Below are 19,032 nucleotides of genomic sequence, written 5' to 3' on the forward strand. Positions count from 1 at the left end.
CTTTCTACAATATGCGGGCAAGGCGGGAAAGGTTTGTTGCAGGATCGTCTTTAGTTGCGGCAGGGGGCAGCGATTCGCTATAATGGTGAAGCGGACGAAGCGGTGCCCATATGCCATTTGAAACGTTAACGTTTACGCTCTTTTATGGAGCCAGCCGGTATTGGATCGACTGTCGGGTGACCGAACCATACTGCTTCCAGACCGATGCATGGATTTGTGAAACGGTTGGTTGTTCCGTCGCGTCAAAGCTTGCCGCCGACAGTCGGAAAAATAGACGGCACGCTTTTGGGCCAACGAGATGGGAAACCTTCCAGTTGCGTTTATTTAATATAGAAGGGAGTGGTGCTTGATGACAGAAACGCAGTTTACTCGTTTTCCGTTTCAACCGTTTATCATCGAAGCGATCAAGACGCTTCGTTTTTATAAACCGACGGAAATTCAAGAGCGCATCATTCCGGGGGCGCTGCGCGGCGAAAGCATGGTCGGCCAATCGCAAACCGGAACGGGAAAAACACATGCGTACTTATTGCCGATCATTGAAAAAATCAAGCCGGAACGCGCCGAAGTGCAAGCCGTCATCACGGCGCCGACGCGCGAATTAGCGACGCAAATTTACCACGAAACGCTGAAAATCACGAAGTTTTGCCCGAAAGATCGGATGATCGTCGCCCGTTGTTTGATCGGCGGGACGGATAAGCAAAAAGCGCTCGAAAAGCTCAACGTGCAGCCGCATATTGTCATCGGCACGCCGGGGCGCATCAACGATTTCATTCGCGAGCAGGCGCTTGATGTGCATACGGCCCACATCCTTGTCGTCGATGAAGCTGACTTGATGCTCGATATGGGCTTTATCACTGATGTCGACCAAATCGCCGCCCGGATGCCGAAAGACTTGCAAATGCTCGTCTTTTCAGCGACGATTCCGGAAAAGCTGAAGCCGTTTTTGAAAAAATATATGGAAAACCCGACCTTTGTCCACGTCGACCCGAAGCGGACGGCGAACCAAAACATCGAACATGTGCTCATCCCGCTGCGTGGACGCGAGAAAACAAAACTGCTCCGTGATGTGCTCCTCAGCTACAACCCGTATTTGGCCATCGTATTTGTCAACACAAGGAAAATGGCTGACGAGGTCGCCGACCGTCTCGCTGAGCAAGGGTTGAAAGTCGGCGTGCTGCACGGCGATTTGACGCCGCGCGAGCGGAGAAAGATGATGAATCTTATCCGCGATTTGGAGTTTCAATATGTCGTCGCGACCGATTTGGCGACGCGCGGCATCGATATTGAAGGCGTCAGTCATGTCATCAACTACGAGTTGCCTGATGATCTGCAGTTTTATATTCACCGCGCCGGACGGACGGCGCGCGCTGGCTATAGCGGCATTGCGGCGACGATTTACGAGCCGTCTGACCAAGATGCGATTGCTCGGTTGGAAAAAATAGGAATTTCGTTTGTCCACCGTGATCTCGTGCGCGGCGAATGGAAGGAGCTGCCGCCGTGGAACCGGCGGAGCAAGCGGGCGGGCGAAAAAGATGACGAACTGGCGCTGCTTTTCGCCAAACTGAAAAAAACGAAGCAGGTGAAGCCGGGCTACAAAAAAAAGTTGCGCGCGGAGCTGGAGAAGAAGAAAAAGCGGCTTGGCCGCTTCAAAAAATCATAATCGCCGTCCGCCTTTAACGCAAAGAAAAGGGAGAGAAGAACATGTTAAAAATCGGTTCACATGTTTCCATGAGCGGAAAGAAAATGCTGCTGGCCGCCAGCGAGGAAGCGGCCTCCTACGGAGCGAACACGTTTATGATTTACACCGGGGCGCCGCAAAACACAAAGCGCAAGTCGATTGAAGAGCTCAACATCGAAGCCGGGCGCCAGCATATGCAAGCGCACGGCATCGAAGAGATTGTCGTCCACGCCCCGTATATCATCAATATCGGCAATACGACCAATCTCGATACGTTTTCGCTGGGCGTCGACTTTTTGCGCGCGGAAATCGAGCGGACGGAAGCCATTGGAGCCAAACAGCTTGTGCTCCATCCAGGCGCTCACGTCGGCGCAGGGGTGGAAGCTGGACTTCGCCAAATTATTCGTGGACTGAATGAAGTGTTGACGCGCGAACAGAACGTGCAAATCGCCCTAGAAACGATGGCCGGCAAAGGGTCGGAATGCGGGCGGACGTTTGAGGAGCTCGCGTACATTATCGACGGCGTCGCCTATAATGATAAGCTGTCCGTTTGCTTTGATACATGCCATACGCATGACGCCGGCTATGACATCGTCAACGATTTTGACGGCGTCCTTGAGGAGTTTGACCGGATCATCGGTCTCGGGCGGCTGAAAGTACTGCACATCAACGACAGCAAAAACCCGCGCGGCAGCCGGAAAGACCGCCATGAAAACATCGGTTTCGGCCATATCGGGTTTGCTGCGCTCAACTATATCGTCCATCACCCGCAGCTTGAGGATATTCCGAAAATTTTAGAAACCCCATACGTGGGCGAGGACAAACACAACAAAAAACCACCGTACAAGCACGAAATCGCCATGCTGCGGGCGCAGTCGTTCGATGACCAGTTGCTTGAAAAAATCAACGCTGGGGCGGAATGAGAAAAGGGCTATGCGCCCTTTTATTTTTTTTGCACGAATTTCAAAAATAGCTCGTTCGCTTTTCGAGCGATGTCCGGCGAGGTGATTTTCGCTAACTCTCGCACCCATTTTTTCCGCTCCTCGGGGTCAAAGACGTTAATGTCGTTCGTCCGGGCGAGATGAAGAATTTGTTTCGCTTGGCTTGTCGTGATGGGCAAGCCGTACTCTCGGCTGTACGCAACGAGTTCTTCCGGGGTGATCGTTTTTAATTTTTGCTTGACAAGCTGTTGGTAAATGTTCATCGCAGCCGCCTCCTTGCTTCTGTTCCATCATATGACGTGAATGGAAAAGGCGTGTATGGTATAATAGAAAAAACAAAAAGGGAAAGGGTGGTAGTTTGGTGTCAAAACAGCATAAAAAAGAACCGCTAGGCCATGTGTTGTATCGGGTGTTGATGATCGCCATCGGCGCCTCTTTGGCGGCGTTTGCCATCGAGCGGCTGCTCGTTCCGAACAAAATGATCGACGGCGGCATCATTGGCATATCGCTGATTCTGGACTACTTGACTCCGGACGAATGGCGGCTGCTCAATTTCGCCACGCTCGTCATCCTCTTAAACGCCCCGTTCATGTATTTCGGCTACAAGCAAATCGGAAAAACGTTCATGCTGTCAACGATTTTAGGCGTCGTGATCCTCGGCGTCACCGAACAGCTGTTTCACCATCTTTCCCCGCTGACGACCGAGCCGATTTTAGCCACCGTTTTTGGCGGGTTGTCGCTCGGTCTTGGCGTCGGATTGGTCATCCGTCATGGCGGATCGCTCGATGGGACGGAAATTTTGGGGATTTTGATGACGAAAAGAATCCCGTTTTCGGTCGGCGAGTTTGTCATGTTTGTCAACGTTTTTATTTTTGGCTGGGCGGCGTTTGTGTTTGGCCTCGAGCCAGCCATGTATTCGGTGATGACGTACTACATCGCCTCAAAAACGATCGATGCGGTCATTGAAGGGCTTGACGAGACGCGGGCGGCCTTTATTGTGACCGATCATTATGAGGAAATTTCCGACGCCATTTTGCACCGGCTCGGCCGCGGGACGACGAAATTGCTTGGCAAAGGCGGATATACGGACGAGCAAAAGGAAATCATTTATGCAGTCGTCACGCGCTTGGAAGTGACAAAACTAAAATCGATCGTCAATGAAATCGACCCGGATGCGTTCATCACCATTATGCCGACGCATGAAGTGCGCGGCGCCCGCTTTAAATCAGCGATTCATTGAGGTTTACAAAACGCGGATGGTGGGGTATACTTGCATAGTGAAGCAAATCGGAATGATTCTGAATTAGCAAGGGAGAACCGCCATGGAAAATGGGCTTGTTGTGCAAATTGAGGATGTGTCGTTCCGCTATGAAAACGAGAACGTGCTTGAGCATGTTAGTTTAACGGTGCCGAAAGGGGCATTTTTAGGATTGGTCGGCCCGAACGGCTCGGGAAAATCGACGTTGCTCAAATGTGTGCTCGGCTTGTTAAAACCGAACAGCGGCCGCATTTTTTTGTTCGGCGAGCCGATTGAATCGTTTCGCGAATGGCATCGAATCGGTTTCGTGTCGCAAAAAGCGAACAGCTTCAACCGCAGCTTTCCGGCGACGGTTGAGGAAGTGGCGGCGAGTGGGTTGGCGGCCAAACGCGGCTTATTTCGGCCGCTGACACACGAAGACCGCCGTGCGGTCGAAGCGGCGCTCGCGGCCGTTGGGTTGAGCGGCCTGGCAAAGCGCAATATCGCGGAGCTGTCCGGCGGCCAGCAACAACGGGTATTTATCGCCCGCGCACTGGCGAGCAAGCCGGATTTGCTCATTTTAGACGAGCCGACGGTCGGCGTGGATGCGCGCCATGTGCATGAATTTTACGAACTGCTCGGCGACTTGAACCGCCGCGGCTTAACGCTTATCTTAGTGACGCATGACATCGGGACGATCACGGACCGGGTGACCGATATCGCCTGTTTGAACAAGCGCCTCTATTTCCATGGAAAGGCGGAAGAGTTCGAACATCTTGGCAACGAGGCGATTTCGCAGTTTTATGGCCATCCGCTCCACGTTCTCTCTCACGAGCATGAACGAGCGGAATGAAACGGTGACGGTGGAGGAATGACACGTGTGGGAAGCCATTTGGCAATACGAATTTTTGCGCAATGCGTTTGTTGCCGGCGTTTTGACCGGTTTTACGGCGCCATTGCTCGGCGTTTTTATTGTCGTTCGGCGGCTGTCGCTCATCGCTGATGCATTGAGTCATGTGACGCTTGCGGGCATTGCCGCCGGGCTCTTGCTTGAAAAAACGATTCCGGCAGCCGCGAGCTGGAACCCGCTTTACATCGGAATGGGGTTTTCCGTCGTCGGGGCGCTGTTTATCGAAAAGCTGCGCGCTGTGTATCGGCATTATGAAGAGCTTGCGATTCCAATCGTGTTGTCGTCCGGTCTTGGCTTGAGCGTCATTTTCATTTCGATGGCCAACGGGTTTACGACCGATTTGTTTTCGTATTTATTCGGCAGCGTCAGCGCCGTCAGCCGTGCTGACGTTTGGACAGCGTTTGCTGTCGCCGCAGCTGCCGCGATAGTGATTTTGACGTTTTACAAAGAGCTGTTTCTTCTTTCCTTTGACGAGGAATACGCCCGTGTCTCCGGCGTTCGCACCACATTGATCCATTTTTTGTTTATTGTGCTTGTTGCGCTCGTCATTGCTGCATCGATGCGCACCGTCGGCGTGCTCCTCATCTCGTCGCTCATGACGCTGCCGGTGGCGGCGAGCATCCGCATCGCCAAAAGTTTTAAACAGGTGATCGGGCTTTCGATTTTGTTCGGGGAGCTGGCCGTCATCGCCGGGCTCTGGGCGGCGTATGAGCTAGACTGGGCGCCGGGTGGAACGATCGTCATCGCAGCGGTTGTCATTTTGCTTTTCGCACTCGGATGGAAAAGGGGGCGGCAGCGATGAATATCGACGAAGCGTTGCAGTTGATGAAAGAGAAAGGATTTAAATATACGGAAAAACGGAGACAAATGCTTGAGTTGTTTGCCGAAAGCGACAAATACTTGACGGCCAAAGACGTGCTTGAAGCGCTCCGTCCCCTCTATCCGGGCTTGAGCGTTGATACCGTGTACCGCAATTTGTCGCTCTTTGCGCTGCTTGGCATTTTGGAAATGACCGAGCTTTCCGGGGAGAAACATTTCCGTTTTGCCTGCGGCGCCCGCCGCCACCACCATCATTTCATTTGCATCCAGTGCGGAAAAACGAAGAAGATTGACGCTTGTCCGATGGATGGGCTTGCGGCGCAGCTCGATGGGTATGAGATCACGGACCATAAGTTTGAAATTTACGGCACATGTCCGCAATGTCAACAGAGGGGCTGATCCCAAAACGCATTCGCGTTTTGGATCAGCCCTTTGTTTATGGCTGGAGGCGCTGTTCGATTTCTCGCTTTGCTTCAAGCCAGTTATTGACGCGGATGACGTTTTCGGGGAGCGGGCCTTGGTTGTACGGGGTGTCAAACAAAATGACGGGAATGCCGCATGTTTCGGCGATTTCGCAGGCATTATCGTACTTGTCTTCAAAGAAGGCCGACAGCTTATATTGGCGGACGGCGGCGATTTTGTCGTGCGACCCAATCAGATCAATATGGTGGTAATGGACGCCGTGCCGCCGGAACCAGCGCTCGGTGAGATCGTACAAATGGCGGCCGCGGGCGCTGATGTAATACAGCTCGTATTTGTCTTTCCAGCTGTCAATCACCTCAAGCGCATAGCGGGCAAGCGGAGCCCTCTCATAAATATCCGCTTCGTTTTCCTCAAGCCAGCGGTCCATTTCTTCCTCCGCCACGCCGTATAACGGCGCCAAATTGTATTGCGTAATGTCGTGTAATGCGAGCTCTTTGCCGAATGCTTCGTTTAAATACGGAATGAACGTGCTCGGACATGTCACCGTGCCGTCAATGTCGATGCCAAGCCGTTTTTTCACCGCTTCATCCTCCTGTTAGAAAATATTCACACTGATAAAATAACGCCGGTTTCTCATACTAATAATGCTTCTTACTTTAGGAAAGCGAGGGAAGCATATGGCAGACGACCGCGAGCGCACGTATAACGGAAGTTACGTGCAATCGATCGGAAAAGAGGAACCAGAACGCAATTTTATGGAAGAAACAGCGGCGGAAGTCGCTGAACCGATTCGCCGCGGCGACGAACGGGACGAAGAACGCGCGGACGGCGCCGGGCTCGGCTGGCTCGCTTTGGCCCTGTCCATCATCGCCTTGTTTATTTGGCCGATTTTGTTAGGGGCGGCCGGCATTATTGTCGGGTTTATCGCGCGCCGGCGCGGCGCAGAGACGCTCGGTGCGTGGGCCATCGGCATCGGCGTCATCGCTATTCTCGTCCGCCTGTTTATTATGCCGTTTTATACGTAAAAAGCGAGGGTGTCCCCAAGCGGGGACGCCCTTTCTCGTTGTGCAGGAACCTTCCGCTCATTGGGCGGCGCTGCCTTTCAGAGCGGCTTTGTTTTCCTTTTGCTTTGCAAAATATTCTTCCGCCAGCTTGTCGATTTCTTTTTTCAGTTCTTCCACCATTTGCTCTTCCGGTACTTTTCGGACGATTTTGCCGTGGCGGAACAACAAGCCTTCGCCACGGGCGCCGGCAATGCCGATGTCGGCTTCCCGTGCTTCCCCTGGTCCGTTGACGGCGCAACCGAGCACGGCGACTTTGATTGGCGCCTTAATTTTGGCGATATAGTCTTCGATTTCATTGGCGATGCTGATCAAATCGATCTCAATCCGCCCGCACGTCGGGCAGGAAATGAGCGTCGCCGCATTGGAAGCGAGTCCGAACGTTTTTAAAATTTCGCGCGCCACTTTTACCTCTTCAACCGGGTCGGCGCTTAACGAAACGCGGATCGTATTGCCGATGCCTTTGCTTAAAATGGCGCCGAGTCCAACCGCGCTTTTGATCGTGCCGGAGAAAAGCGTGCCCGCTTCGGTGATGCCGACATGGAGCGGGTAGTCGAACGTGCGCGCCGCTTTTTCGTACGCTTCAATGGCGAGGCGTACGTCGGACGCCTTTAACGAAACGATAATATCGTGAAAATCAAGTTCTTCTAAAATGCGGATATGATATAAGGCGCTCTCAACCATGCCGTCGGCTGTTGGATATCCATATTTTTCTAAAATGCGTTTTTCCAGCGATCCAGCGTTGACGCCGATGCGAATCGGTACGCCGCGCTCTTTCGCTGCTTTCACGACCGCTTCGACTTTTTCGCGGCGCCCGATGTTGCCTGGATTGATGCGGATTTTATCGACGCCGCCTTCGATCGCTTTCAGCGCCAATTTATAGTCAAAGTGGATGTCGGCGACAAGCGGGATGTTGATTCGCTTTTTGATTTCCGGTATGGCCTCAGCCGCCCGCTCGTCCGGGCAGGCGACGCGGACGATTTGGCACCCCGCTTCCTCGAGGCGGTGGATTTGCGCCACCGTCGCTTCGACATCGTGCGTTTTTGTCGTCGTCATGCTTTGAATGATGACTTCGTTGTTGCCGCCGATTGTCAGCGGACCGACGCGGACCGGCCGAGTCTTTGAACGATGGATGATTTCACCCACGGGAATTCGCTCCTTTTGCATTCAAGTCGCTTTCTGCATTATTGTAACAGTGCCATCCGCCGTTTGACAAGCGATTCGCCGGTTAGCGATAGATCGGCACTTTATAAGTTTTCCCGATTTTTAATGTTTGCGCATGTTCGCCTGGATTTAACCGTTCAAAATCACGGATCAGCTGCTCGAGCGGAACGGGCAATGGGCCGTTGAGTTCTTTCTCGATGATGGACAACAACGTATCGCCAGGGCGAATGGTCACCGTCCGGTACGGGATGGCCGCCTGTTTCGACTGGACAACGGCTGCCGCTGTTTCAGATGAAGGGTGAAGCGTTCCGATGGCAAGGTCGCGGTAAACGATATAACTGGAAAGAACGAGAAGCAGGAGAAACATGAATTTTTTCATGACGCTTCCTCCGCATGGGTATATCTATTTCATATGTATGCTTGTCCAGCGAAAATATGTCTTCCTTAGCAAGGTCGTTGAGTTCATGAGGAAAACACTTCAACAAAAGAATGTCTCCAATTTGAAAAACGGCATCACCGTTCTTCTTTGCCTTCAAGGCTCGCTTGACGGCTTTTTGAAAATATTCCTGTTTTTTGTCTTTACAGAAACTTAACAACTGCTTTATAAGGGCCTAACAATGTCTCGCTACAATGGTCTTGTACGTTGAAAGTACGAAAACAAAACGGGGGGATTTCTGAATGTGGAGCAAACGAGTCAAATTGGGATTGGCCGCCTTGTTGATGACCGGCGTTTTGGCCGGCTGCGGGCAGACTGAAAAGAACAACGCGGGCGGCAATGAAGGAACGGCAAAGAAAGAAGAAACCTACTCCGGCACCATTGCACTAGCAGGATCTACAGCGCTTCAGCCGCTGGCAGAGGAAGCGGCAAACGCGTTTATGGAAAAGTATCCGGACGTATCGATCACCGTTCAAGGCGGCGGCAGCGGTACGGGCGTCAACCAAGTGGCAGCCGGCGCCGTGCAAATCGGCAACTCGGATGTGCCGGCGGCGGAGAAGCTGGACGACAAATCGAAAGCGTCAGAGCTTGTTGACCATAAAGTGGCCGGCATCGCCTTTGCGATTGTGGTTAACGACGATGTGAAGGTCGATAATTTAACGACGAAGCAAATTCAAGATATTTTCAGCGGAAAGATTAAAAACTGGAAAGAAGTCGGCGGACCAGATGAAGCCATTCACGTGATCAACCGTCCGGCGTCATCGGGTACGCGGGCGACATTTGAGAAAACGATCATGAAAGGCGTAAAAGTCGATGATTCCATCGGTACGGTGCAAGATTCGAACGGAGCGGTCGAACAGGCGATCAGCTCGACGCCGGGCGCTGTCAGCTATGTAGCGATGTCGTATTTAATCGGGGAAAAGAAAAACTTGAAAACGGTCAAAATTGACGGCGCGGAACCGACGGTGGAAAACATCCGCACGGAAAAGTACCCGTTTTGGTCGTATGAATACATGATTACCAAAGGGGAAGCGAAGGAAGAAGTGCGAGCGTTTATCGACTTTGTCAAGAGCGAAGAATTTGCGCCGACCGTTAAAAAGATGGGGTATATCCCGATGACGGAATTGGAGTAGAGAAGGGCGGAAGGCCGGCTCGTTAGGCCGGCCTTTGACAATGGAGGGATGAAGCCATGCAACAAATGCATACGAAACGGCGGAATCGCTGGCTTGAAGAGTACATCGGCCGCACGTTTGCGGTCATCTGCGGCTGGCTGATCGTTCTGATTACGGTGACGATGATCATCTTTTTGGCGGTAAAGGGAATTCAGTCCTTTACGGACAGCGGTCTTTCGCTTTCCGACATGTTGCTTTCGATGCAATGGGATCCAAACGGCACGCCGCCGAAGTATGGGGCGCTCATTTTTATTGTTGGCTCGATGCTCGTCTCGCTTGGCGCTTTGTTGATCAGTGCGCCGATCGCGTTGGCGTTGGCGATTTTCATGAACTTTATCGCTCCCAAATGGTTCGTTTCGTTGCTCAAGCCGGTGCTGGAGCTGCTTGTCGGCATTCCGTCGGTGGTGTATGGCTGGCTTGGGGTGACGATTCTCGTTCCGCTCTTGCGCGAATGGTTCGGAGGCTCCGGCTTTAGTCTGTTGGCGGGGATCATCGTCCTTAGTATGATGATTTTGCCGACTATCACCAGCATTGCGGCCGACGCCTTGGCCAATGTCCCGATGACGTATATGGAAGCATCATACGGGCTTGGCTCTACGCGTTGGCAGGCCATTTCCCGCGTCATCGTTCCGGCGGCGAAAGCCGGGATTGCCACCGGCGTCGTTCTCGGCTTGGCGCGGGCGTTTGGCGAGGCGCTTGCCGTGCAGATGGTGATCGGCAATACGATTAAGCTGCCTTCAGGCCTTGACAGCCCGACGGCGACGTTAACAAGTGTATTGACGATGGATATGGCGAATACGATCAACGGAACACCATGGAACAACGCGTTATGGACATTGGCGCTCATTTTGCTCTTGATCTCGTTTTTCTTCATTGCCGTGATCCGTTTGGTCGGCCCGAGAAAGGAGCGATAAGATGACAGCGCGAATGATCGATAAAGTTTGGACAGGCATTTTCTATGCGGTGGCTGCTGCAGTCATCGGGTTGCTCATGTTCTTTTTTGCCGTTGTGTTGTCGAAAGGAGCGGGGTTTTGGCAACCTGAGTTTCTGTTCGGACGGCCGAGCAATACGCAAGCGGGCGGCGGCATTGGTCCGCAGCTCATCAATTCATTTTATATGTTGGTTGTGACATTGCTTTTGTCGGTTCCGCTTTCGTTGGGAGCTGGAATTTATTTGGCTGAATACGCCAAACAAGGGCGGATCGTCGGGTTCATTCGCCTTTGCTTGGAAACGATGGCATCATTGCCGTCGATTGTCGTCGGGTTGTTTGGATTGTTGGCGTTTGTCACCTTGACGGGTTGGGGCTATACGCTGCTCGGCGGAGCGTTAGCCGTCACGATCATCAATTTGCCTGGATTGACGCGCATTTGCGAAACGGCGATTTTGGATGTTCCAGCCAACATTAAAGAGGGGAGTCTTGCCCTTGGAGCGACGCGCTGGCAGACGTTGGTCAAAGCGGTGCTTCCGGCCGCCATCCCGCAAATTGTCACCGGCGTCATTTTATCGGCTGGGCGCATTTTCGGCGAAGCGGCTGTTTTCATTTATACCGCTGGGCTGACGACTCCGATGCTTCGTTGGGATGCGGATTGGTCAAGCCAGGCCAACCCGCTGAACGTGTTCCGGCCGGCCGAAACGCTGACGGTGCATATTTGGAAATTGAATTCGGAAGGCATTGTCCCAGACGCAAAGCTGATCGCGGCCAAATCGGCGGCTGTATTGATGGTGGCCGTTCTTTTATTCAATTTGGCCGCACGGCTCGCTTCTTCCTTGCTTGCGCGGCATTTCTCCGGGGGGCGGCGCGCGCGTCGAGGACGAGGAGAAAGAAGCAAAGCAGCGTAAGCACAAAAAAAGCTGTCCTGTATCAACAGGCAGCTTTTTTATATTTCCCGTTTGGCTGATGGCACTTCCTTGACTGCCAAAAAGAGAACGACAAGCGAAACGAACCAATGGATCAACGCGCCGTAGGGCACGACCGCTTGCACCGTTTCCATCACGGTGAAAAAGACGGTCGACAGCGTAATGGCGTAAGCCGACATCACCCATGTATGGCGGTAGCGCAGCGTTTTGTCGAGCACGCCGGCCAAAATCAAGCCGAAAAAGGCAAAGATGCACACGCTGATGAATTTCCCGGCGCAGGCGAGCACGTATAAAACGAGCCCAAAAAGCGGAATGAGGACAGGGAGAAGCGACTGAAGACCGGCGATGAACGCGCGAACGTCTTCGTCGGTAATGGTCACATCCGGAAACGTGGCATAGCTGTAATGCTGCGCCTGATGGCCGGCGACGAGCACGGCCTCATGCTTCAAGAGCGCGATGGCGTTCGGAAACTGCTCGACGTTCTCACTCGTCACTTTGCCGGTGCTGTCAAAAATGATCGTAAATCCGCCTTGATCAATATGAATCGGCGTGGCCGCCTCCGAGTGAAGTTCGCCGTTTTCAATCGAAAACGGCGGCAACTCGTTATTCAATAAGGCGCTCGTTGTGCGGATGCCTTCAGTGAGCGACGAGGAGACATAGTAAAACGTCGGAAGAATGGACAGCAACGTCAGCAAAAACAAATAACCGATCGTTTTCCCAATTCCCTGAAATCGAAAGCGGGCGATGTCTTTTGGAGAATATAAGCTTTTCCACAGTTGGACGAATACGTTCATCGCAGACACACCTTTCTTTGTCTCCTTTTCCATTGTAGCCGGGAAAGAGGAAGAATTCAACTTGAGACAAAGAAAAAGCGGGCATCTTCCCGCTTTAGTCAGAAGGCAAATGAAAGGTTTCAAGCAAGGCGCGCCATTGCAACACCCGTTCATTTAGTGCATCGGCTTCGGAACGAATGGCAGCCATGGCATTGTGCTGGTCGTCGGTAAAACTCGAAATTTGCTCCATCGACGAAGCAATCTGTTGGGCGACGGTGGCAATCTCTGCGATATGTTCACGCATTTCGCTGATTTGCCGCTCGATGGCGGCGAATTGTTCTGAAATTTGCAGCGTATGTGCGGATGAATGCGACACCATGGTGGTGATTTCTTCAAAGGCTTGTTGGCTTTCCGTGAACGTTTTTTTCGTTTCATCGAGTTGTTTTGCGCTTTCTTTCATCGATTGAACCGCGGCCTCGATTTGGCTTTGCACATCTTGGACAATGGATTGAATTTGTGCCAACGCTTGTCCTGTTTGCGCCGACAGCGCCCGGATTTCTTTCGCCACAACGGAGAACCCTAGGCCATGCTCCCCTGCTTTGGCTGCTTCAATGGCAGCGTTTAGGGCGAGCAAGTTCGTTTGTTCAGCGATGTTTCCGATTAGTGACAGAATGCTGGCAATATGGCGCGAATGATCTTTCAATGCATCGATTGTGTACATCGTTTTCGCAATGGATTGTTGCAGGTAAGCCATGTCGTTGCTTGCCCGCTCAACAAGCCGGTTGCCGCTTTCCGCTTGGGAATGGGCTTGTTCTTTGGAACGACGGGCTTCCTCCATTCGAAAGGACATTTGTTCCATTTCATCCGCCAGTTGTTGAAAAAAAGAAGCGATATCAGCCGATTTGCGCGCTTGTTGCTCTGCCCCGTACGCCGTGTCTGCCACCGCCGCTGCGATTTGTTCAGAAGCTGCTGTTGTCTCAGAGGATGTTTGGTTTAAAATGTTGGTAGCCGCTGCGATTTGTTCAGAGCTGAAGCGCATATGTTCGATCAGAACGGCCAAATTGCTGGACATCTGATGGAACCCATCGGTGAGGGCGAGAATATCTTTTGTCGCTGCATGCAATTCGATGCGCGACCGCCAATCGCCAGATCCAAGCCGTTCCATGGCTTGCTGGAGCCAAGCAATGGGGCGAGTGGCGCGGCGGATGATCCACCATCCGGCGAGGCATACGATCAAAATGGCGGAAACAGACCCTGCTAAGTTTGCTGCTTGTTGTTTCAAAAGCGGCCACAAATAGTCCTTTTCTGGAATGGCAATCATGTAGACCGCTCCTTGCAAATCACTTGAACTAGAAAATGCAGCCAGCCATTGGTCTGTACGCAAAACACCTTGCTTCTTTTTCAATATATCGCGCACGACCTGTTCGGGCAGCATTTGGTTAGGCGAGGATGGCCGTTTTGCCACCGCCCTTCCCGTTTTCGTTACAATCAATTGCACCGGATGAAGGTGTAAGGCGTGGAATTTCCGTTCATTTAACGTCAATGAATAATTCAGTTTTTGAGAAAACGCTTCATTGGTCGTTGTCGCTTTTAAAATAGAAATTTTTTCAACCATCGTTTCGCTTGATAGCTGCAACTGTTGTTGGATCGACTGAATCGCTGAATGGCGCCCTTGAATATAGCCGATTGAGGTGATGACAAGGGCCGACAACGTCGTTGTAAGCACCATGGCCATCATGGCAATGGTCTCAAGTCGAAAGGCGTTCCATAAAGAACGTGATCGCTTTGTTTCCATTTTCGCTGAGTTCCCCCTTAACTGGAAGCTATTTTATACTATAACTTGCCATTATGAAGAAATGGTCAACGTTGTGTTGAAAATATGTAAATAAAAAGCTCGTTTCCCCCGCCCGCAACAGGGTTCGACGATATGTGTGTTGAAAATATGGAAACAAAAAACGAGGACAAGCAAATCGATTGAAACATTGTGCCAACTTTGGTAAGCTAATCTCAAGCGAACGCGTTGGCGTTCGTGTACATAAACCAAAAAGGAGGAGATCGGTATGCCATTTGAATTGCCAGCATTGCCGTATCCGTACGATGCCCTGGAGCCGCACATCGACAAAGAAACGATGAACATTCACCACACGAAGCACCATAACACATACGTGACAAATTTGAATGCGGCGCTTGAAGGGCATCCGGATTTGCAAAACAAATCGCTCGAAGAATTGCTCAGCAATTTGGAAGCCCTTCCGGAAAGCATTCGCACGGCGGTGCGCAACAACGGCGGCGGCCATGCGAACCACTCGCTTTTCTGGACGATTTTGTCGCCAAATGGCGGCGGTGAGCCGACAGGTGAGCTGGCTGAGGCGATCAACAAAAAATTCGGCAGCTTCACCGCGTTTAAAGACGAGTTTTCGAAAGCAGCGGCTGGCCGTTTCGGTTCTGGTTGGGCATGGCTTGTCGTGAACAACGGCGAGCTGGAAATTACGAGCACGCCGAACCAAGATTCGCCGATTATGGAAGGCAAAACGCCGATTCTCGGCTTGGACGTTTGGGAGCATGCGTACTACTTGAAATACCAAAACCGCCGTCCGGAATACATTGCCGCATTCTGGAACATTGTCAACTGGGACGAAGTGGCGAAACGGTACAGCGAAGCGAAAGCGAAGTAATCAACAAAGCGGGGCGAAACAAAACGCCCCGCTTTTTTTCGCGACGGAGGGTGCAGGCAAAAGAAGCGGTTTTCTTCGCGCCGGGTGCATAGAGGCTGCGGAAACGGCCACACTACCGGATAGATGAAAAGGGGAGTTTGCAATGGCATTTTTCCAAAAACTAACCGGCCAAGAACAAGTGAACCGCGATTTGTTGCTTTTGCTTTGCATCGGTGGGGTTTACGCGCTCGGTGTTTCCCTGTCGAACACGTTTGTCAACATTTATTTATGGAAACAGACCGGCGATTTCCGCGACTTGGCGCTATACAATTTGGCGATTGTCACGATGCAGCCGCTGACGTTTATTTTCGCCGGCCGGATGGCAAAACAAATTGACCGCATTCTCGTTTTGCGGCTTGGCGTGTCGTGTTTAGCCGTTTTTTTTGTCACGGTTTTGCTGGTCGGCTCTCGCGCCCATCAATATTTGCTTTTTCTCGGTGCGCTGCTCGGCGTCGGCTATGGTTTTTATTGGCTGGCATTTAACGTGTTGACATTTGAAATTACCGAACCGGAGACGCGCGACTTTTTTAACGGTTTTTTCGGGGTGTTGACCTCATCAGCCGGCATGATCGGGCCGATTGTCGCCGGTTATATCATCTCATCGCTCCATGGAGCGAAAGGGTATACGTTCGTTTTCTCGCTGTCGCTCGGCTTGTTTCTTGTCGCTGTGCTGCTCAGCTTTTTCTTGAAGCGCCGCGCGGCCGCGGGAAACTATTTGTTCGTCCGCATTTTAAAGGAGCGGAATGAAAACCGGAACTGGCGGCTCATTACGAATGCCCACTTTTTTCAAGGATTGCGCGAAGGCACGTTTGTGTTTATCATTTCCGTGCTTGTGTACGTCACTTCTGGAAGTGAATGGGCGCTCGGCAAATTCGGGCTTGTCAACTCGTTTACATCGTTTGTCGCCTATTATGCCGTCTCCCGGCTGATCAAGCGTGAATATCGGATGAAAGCGATTTTGTTGGGAGGAGCGCTGCTATATGGGGCGATTTTTTTGATCGTTTTCCATCCGACCTATCCGCGCCTCATTCTTTATGCCATCACGATCGCCATTGCGTATCCATTGCTGCTTGTTCCGTATTCCTCCTTGACGTTTGACGTCATCGGAAAGAGCTGGAAATCGGCCGAGGCGCGCGTCGAATACATCGTTGTCCGCGAATTGTTTTTAAACGCCGGACGGGTGGCGTCGATTTTCGCCTTTTTGACGGCTGTGGCGCTCTTTGGCGAAGAAGCTGGCATCCGCGTGTTGATGTTTGTGTGCGGAGCCGGGCATTTGGTGATTTATTGGTTTGTCCGCCGCATTCGTTTCACCGATGGCCATCCGGAGCACGGCCGGCGCGAGCGGCTTTTGCTTCGGCCGAAGCTGGCCGGCGAACGAGGCCGTTCGCCGGTGTGAGGGGCCAAGTTTTTCCCTAGCCATGCCCGCCTTTTTCTTTTACAATAGGGGGGGAAAGGAGGACCGGGGGATGAAACGGAAAAAGCGGGCGCAAGTGCCGATTCGGTTAAACATTTTGTTTTTCTTTGTTTTTTTGTTGTTTTCAGCGCTGATTTTGCGCCTTGGCGTCGTGCAGATCGTCTACGGTGAAGATTATCGGCGCGAAGTGGAGCGAACGCAGGATGAAATCGTCAGCACGCCGGTGCCGCGCGGCAAAATTTACGATCGATTCGGCCGCGTGATCGTCGACAACACACCGCAAAAGGCGATTACGTACACGCGCTCCAAAACGACACAGCCGGAAGAAATATTGGACATAGCAAGGAAACTTGCCCAATACATCGACATTCCCGATGCTGAGAAAAAAGTAACTGAGCGCGATATGAAAGATTATTGGATTTTAACGCATCCGAAAGAAGCGAAACGGAAGGTGAGCGAACAAGAACGGAAAAAGCTCGCTGATCAAGGATTGACGCAAAAAGAGATCGACAAAAAAGTGTACGAGTGGACGCTCGATCGCATCACCAAGCAAGATTTGGCGCAAATTTCGAAAGCAGAGCTTGAAGTGATCGCCATTAAACATGAGATGGAGAGCGGCTACGCCTTGACGCCACAGACGGTCAAAAGCAAAGGAGTGACCGACCGCGAATATGCGGTCGTCAGCGAGCATTTGAGCGAGCTGCCCGGCGTCAATACGACGGTGGATTGGGACCGGAAATACGTGTATGACAATACATTCCGCTCTGTGCTCGGCAGTGTGACGGAAGAAGACGAAGGCGTCCCGCGCGAACGGCTCGATTACTTTTTAGCCCGCGACTACAGCCGCAATGACCGCGTCGGCAAAAGCTATTTGGAGATGCAGTATGAAGAAGTGCTGCACGGCAAAAAGGCAAAAGTGAAAAACGTTGTTGACAAATCGGGCAATGTCATCTCGGTTGAGCAAGTGTATCCAGGCGAGCGCGGCAAAGACCTCGTGTTAACCATTGATGCCGAGCTCCAGCAAAAGGTTGAGCAAATCATTCAACAAGAGATTCTGGCGACGAAGCGCAAAGGCCGATCGCCGCTCTTGGACCGGGCGTTTGTCGTCATGATGAACCCGAAGACGGGCGAAGTGTTGGCGATGGCCGGCAAGCTTCTTCAAGACGGCAAATTTGTCGACTTTGCCATCGGCAACATCACGTCCGCCTATGCGATGGGATCGGCGGTGAAAGGGGCGACTGTCCTTACTGGTTTTCAAACGGGAGTGCTCCATCCGAATACGTATATCAAGGACGAGCCGCTGTATATTAAAAAGACTCCGGTGAAAAAATCGTGGAAAACGATGGGGACGATCAACGAGCTGACGGCGCTCAAGCAGTCATCGAACGTCTATATGTTCAAAACAGCGATCGCCATCGGGGGCGGTGTGTATCGTCCGCACGCGCCGCTTCGCATCAATCCAGAGGCATTTGCGACGATTCGCCACTATTTCAGCCAATTTGGCTTGGGCGTCAAAACAGGCATTGACTTGCCGAATGAACTCGGCGGCTTCCAAGGACAAAGTACAATTCCTGGTCTTTTGCTTGACTTGGCGATCGGCCAGTACGACATGTATACGCCGATGCAGCTGGCGCAATACGTCTCGACGATCGCCAACGGCGGCTATCGGATGAAGCCGCAGCTTGTCAAAGAAATTCGTGAGCCGTCGGCTGACGGAAAAAAACTTGGCCGGATCATGAAACGGTTCGAACCGGTTGTGCTAAACCGGATTGATATGAAGACGGAATACATCAAGCGGGTGCAAGAAGGATTCCGCCGTGTGATGCAAGAGCCGGGCGGAACGGCGTATTCGTACTTTGCGAGTGCTTCGTACAAGCCGGCCGGCAAAACGGGGACGGCAGAGGCGTTTTACGATGGACCGATCCAAAGCCGACGGAATGATCCAACGTACAACTTGACGCTTGTTGGCTATGCGCCGTACAACGATCCAGAAGTGTCGTTCGCTGTTGTCGTTCCGTGGGCGACGCAAGGGGAGAGCGACGGGATTAATGACCGGATCGGCCGCCGCATTTTGGACGCCTATTTTGAATTGAAAGCGAAGCGAGCCGCTGAAGGCGGGAGCAGCTTCGATGCGCAAGGCGGCGCGGAGGCCGCCGATGCGCGCTGACAGGAAAGGCGCCTAGCCAGGCGCCTCTTTTTTTGCGCTTGCAAAAAAATGGATCTTCACCAAAAGTTGTACTTGATTTTTTCTGAACATACCCTATTTACGCTTGGGAGGGAAAATCAGCACGTTTTGCATATCTTTGTGCCGGAAACCGTATTGCTTGTCAAGTGCATGTTGTGGTGAAGAGCCAAAAAAATGATGTTTGTTTACAAAAACTTTACATACCGTCCACACAGCGTTAACGATCGTTTTGTATGCTCATGATAGGA

At 52.0% G+C, this 19,032-nt stretch carries 19 protein-coding genes; 13 read left to right on the top strand and 6 right to left on the bottom strand.

What is annotated here, in order from left to right; all coding sequences use genetic code 11:
* Positions 1-349: 349 nt before the first annotated feature.
* A complete protein-coding gene (locus tag ETR37_RS06540; RefSeq protein WP_129447054.1) occupies positions 350-1,660 on the top strand; it encodes a DEAD/DEAH box helicase in 1,311 nt (436 codons plus the stop codon).
* Positions 1,661-1,701: 41 nt separating this feature from the next.
* Positions 1,702-2,601, top strand: coding sequence for a deoxyribonuclease IV (locus ETR37_RS06545; RefSeq protein ID WP_014196359.1), 900 nt, complete (start codon positions 1,702-1,704; stop codon positions 2,599-2,601).
* A 20-nt stretch (positions 2,602-2,621) separates the two neighbouring features.
* Here ETR37_RS06545 and ETR37_RS06550 read toward each other — a convergent pair whose 3' ends face one another.
* Positions 2,622-2,882 carry a DUF2624 domain-containing protein gene (locus tag ETR37_RS06550; protein ID WP_011231953.1) on the bottom strand — a complete coding sequence of 87 codons (261 nt, stop codon included), beginning with the start codon at positions 2,880-2,882 and terminating at the stop codon, positions 2,622-2,624.
* 95 nt (positions 2,883-2,977) lie between these two features.
* On the opposite strand from ETR37_RS06550, the gene ETR37_RS06555 reads away from it, so the two are divergent.
* The 4 genes from ETR37_RS06555 to ETR37_RS06570 all read left to right on the top strand — a co-directional run bounded on the left by ETR37_RS06555 (position 2,978) and on the right by ETR37_RS06570 (position 5,984).
* The gene (locus ETR37_RS06555) at positions 2,978-3,859 is read left to right on the top strand and encodes a YitT family protein (RefSeq protein WP_129447055.1); all 882 of its coding nucleotides are present in this window, start codon (positions 2,978-2,980) and stop codon (positions 3,857-3,859) included.
* An 82-nt stretch (positions 3,860-3,941) separates the two neighbouring features.
* Positions 3,942-4,709 carry a metal ABC transporter ATP-binding protein gene (locus ETR37_RS06560; RefSeq protein ID WP_011231951.1) on the top strand — a complete coding sequence of 256 codons (768 nt, stop codon included), beginning with the start codon at positions 3,942-3,944 and terminating at the stop codon, positions 4,707-4,709.
* Positions 4,710-4,734: 25 nt separating this feature from the next.
* Positions 4,735-5,568: a metal ABC transporter permease gene (locus tag ETR37_RS06565; protein ID WP_060787703.1), complete on the top strand. Its 834-nt coding sequence runs from the start codon at positions 4,735-4,737 to the stop codon at positions 5,566-5,568.
* A complete protein-coding gene (locus ETR37_RS06570) occupies positions 5,565-5,984 on the top strand; it encodes a Fur family transcriptional regulator (protein ID WP_060787702.1) in 420 nt (139 codons plus the stop codon). The genes ETR37_RS06565 and ETR37_RS06570 overlap by 4 nt, the downstream gene beginning before the upstream one ends.
* Positions 5,985-6,021: 37 nt before the next feature.
* On the opposite strand, the gene ETR37_RS06575 is transcribed toward ETR37_RS06570, so the two are convergent.
* The gene (locus ETR37_RS06575) at positions 6,022-6,588 is read right to left on the bottom strand and encodes a hypothetical protein (RefSeq protein ID WP_060787701.1); all 567 of its coding nucleotides are present in this window, start codon (positions 6,586-6,588) and stop codon (positions 6,022-6,024) included.
* A gap of 97 nt (positions 6,589-6,685) precedes the next feature.
* Between ETR37_RS06575 and ETR37_RS06580 the strand changes: the two genes are divergently transcribed.
* The gene (locus tag ETR37_RS06580; protein ID WP_011231947.1) at positions 6,686-7,033 is read left to right on the top strand and encodes a hypothetical protein; all 348 of its coding nucleotides are present in this window, start codon (positions 6,686-6,688) and stop codon (positions 7,031-7,033) included.
* A gap of 57 nt (positions 7,034-7,090) precedes the next feature.
* On the opposite strand, the gene ispG is transcribed toward ETR37_RS06580, so the two are convergent.
* On the bottom strand, positions 7,091-8,215 hold the full coding sequence (ispG, locus tag ETR37_RS06585; RefSeq protein ID WP_021322333.1) for a flavodoxin-dependent (E)-4-hydroxy-3-methylbut-2-enyl-diphosphate synthase: 1,125 nt from the start codon (positions 8,213-8,215) through the stop codon (positions 7,091-7,093).
* An 82-nt stretch (positions 8,216-8,297) separates the two neighbouring features.
* Entirely contained in the window at positions 8,298-8,612 is a 315-nt protein-coding gene (locus ETR37_RS06590; protein WP_129447056.1) for a type IV pilus assembly protein FimV, read from the bottom strand.
* A 299-nt stretch (positions 8,613-8,911) separates the two neighbouring features.
* On the opposite strand from ETR37_RS06590, the gene ETR37_RS06600 reads away from it, so the two are divergent.
* The 3 genes from ETR37_RS06600 (at position 8,912) to pstA (ending at position 11,680) form a co-directional block, all read left to right on the top strand.
* Positions 8,912-9,802 (top strand): phosphate ABC transporter substrate-binding protein PstS family protein, encoded by an 891-nt coding sequence (locus tag ETR37_RS06600; RefSeq protein WP_020756545.1) that lies wholly within the window; start codon positions 8,912-8,914, stop codon positions 9,800-9,802.
* A 65-nt stretch (positions 9,803-9,867) separates the two neighbouring features.
* The gene (gene pstC / locus ETR37_RS06605) at positions 9,868-10,755 is read left to right on the top strand and encodes a phosphate ABC transporter permease subunit PstC (RefSeq protein WP_020278347.1); all 888 of its coding nucleotides are present in this window, start codon (positions 9,868-9,870) and stop codon (positions 10,753-10,755) included.
* A 1-nt stretch (position 10,756) separates the two neighbouring features.
* Positions 10,757-11,680 carry a phosphate ABC transporter permease PstA gene (gene pstA / locus ETR37_RS06610; protein WP_015375412.1) on the top strand — a complete coding sequence of 308 codons (924 nt, stop codon included), beginning with the start codon at positions 10,757-10,759 and terminating at the stop codon, positions 11,678-11,680.
* A 38-nt stretch (positions 11,681-11,718) separates the two neighbouring features.
* Here pstA and ETR37_RS06615 read toward each other — a convergent pair whose 3' ends face one another.
* Positions 11,719-12,492 (bottom strand): DUF1189 domain-containing protein, encoded by a 774-nt coding sequence (locus ETR37_RS06615; RefSeq protein ID WP_014196356.1) that lies wholly within the window; start codon positions 12,490-12,492, stop codon positions 11,719-11,721.
* 94 nt (positions 12,493-12,586) lie between these two features.
* Complete coding sequence (locus ETR37_RS06620) at positions 12,587-14,266, bottom strand: methyl-accepting chemotaxis protein (RefSeq protein ID WP_015375411.1); 1,680 nt, start codon at positions 14,264-14,266, stop codon at positions 12,587-12,589.
* A gap of 265 nt (positions 14,267-14,531) precedes the next feature.
* Here ETR37_RS06620 and sodA point away from each other — a divergent pair, with 265 nt between their 5' ends.
* The 3 genes from sodA to ETR37_RS06635 all read left to right on the top strand — a co-directional run bounded on the left by sodA (position 14,532) and on the right by ETR37_RS06635 (position 18,766).
* Positions 14,532-15,146: a superoxide dismutase SodA gene (sodA, locus tag ETR37_RS06625; protein ID WP_011231937.1), complete on the top strand. Its 615-nt coding sequence runs from the start codon at positions 14,532-14,534 to the stop codon at positions 15,144-15,146.
* Positions 15,147-15,288: 142 nt separating this feature from the next.
* On the top strand, positions 15,289-16,581 hold the full coding sequence (locus ETR37_RS06630; protein WP_015375410.1) for an MFS transporter: 1,293 nt from the start codon (positions 15,289-15,291) through the stop codon (positions 16,579-16,581).
* Positions 16,582-16,651: 70 nt separating this feature from the next.
* Positions 16,652-18,766: a peptidoglycan D,D-transpeptidase FtsI family protein gene (locus tag ETR37_RS06635; protein ID WP_129447057.1), complete on the top strand. Its 2,115-nt coding sequence runs from the start codon at positions 16,652-16,654 to the stop codon at positions 18,764-18,766.
* Positions 18,767-19,032 lie beyond the last annotated feature (266 nt).

Source organism: Geobacillus sp. PK12 (assembly GCF_004123125.1).
Lineage (GTDB): Bacteria > Bacillota > Bacilli > Bacillales > Anoxybacillaceae > Geobacillus > Geobacillus zalihae.

What these genes read in the sequence shown, in the direction of transcription:
- ETR37_RS06540 (WP_129447054.1), top strand. Translation starts at nt 350, where the DNA reads ATGACAGAAACGCAGTTTACTCGTTTTCCGTTTCAACCGTTTATCATC.
- ETR37_RS06545 (WP_014196359.1), top strand. Translation starts at nt 1,702, where the DNA reads ATGTTAAAAATCGGTTCACATGTTTCCATGAGCGGAAAGAAAATGCTG.
- ETR37_RS06550 (WP_011231953.1), bottom strand. Translation starts at nt 2,882, where the DNA reads ATGAACATTTACCAACAGCTTGTCAAGCAAAAATTAAAAACGATCACC.
- ETR37_RS06560 (WP_011231951.1), top strand. Translation starts at nt 3,942, where the DNA reads ATGGAAAATGGGCTTGTTGTGCAAATTGAGGATGTGTCGTTCCGCTAT.
- ETR37_RS06570 (WP_060787702.1), top strand. Translation starts at nt 5,565, where the DNA reads ATGAATATCGACGAAGCGTTGCAGTTGATGAAAGAGAAAGGATTTAAA.
- ETR37_RS06580 (WP_011231947.1), top strand. Translation starts at nt 6,686, where the DNA reads ATGGCAGACGACCGCGAGCGCACGTATAACGGAAGTTACGTGCAATCG.
- ETR37_RS06590 (WP_129447056.1), bottom strand. Translation starts at nt 8,612, where the DNA reads ATGAAAAAATTCATGTTTCTCCTGCTTCTCGTTCTTTCCAGTTATATC.
- ETR37_RS06600 (WP_020756545.1), top strand. Translation starts at nt 8,912, where the DNA reads ATGTGGAGCAAACGAGTCAAATTGGGATTGGCCGCCTTGTTGATGACC.
- pstC (WP_020278347.1), top strand. Translation starts at nt 9,868, where the DNA reads ATGCATACGAAACGGCGGAATCGCTGGCTTGAAGAGTACATCGGCCGC.
- pstA (WP_015375412.1), top strand. Translation starts at nt 10,757, where the DNA reads ATGACAGCGCGAATGATCGATAAAGTTTGGACAGGCATTTTCTATGCG.
- ETR37_RS06615 (WP_014196356.1), bottom strand. Translation starts at nt 12,492, where the DNA reads ATGAACGTATTCGTCCAACTGTGGAAAAGCTTATATTCTCCAAAAGAC.
- ETR37_RS06620 (WP_015375411.1), bottom strand. Translation starts at nt 14,266, where the DNA reads ATGGAAACAAAGCGATCACGTTCTTTATGGAACGCCTTTCGACTTGAG.
- sodA (WP_011231937.1), top strand. Translation starts at nt 14,532, where the DNA reads ATGCCATTTGAATTGCCAGCATTGCCGTATCCGTACGATGCCCTGGAG.
- ETR37_RS06630 (WP_015375410.1), top strand. Translation starts at nt 15,289, where the DNA reads ATGGCATTTTTCCAAAAACTAACCGGCCAAGAACAAGTGAACCGCGAT.
- ETR37_RS06635 (WP_129447057.1), top strand. Translation starts at nt 16,652, where the DNA reads ATGAAACGGAAAAAGCGGGCGCAAGTGCCGATTCGGTTAAACATTTTG.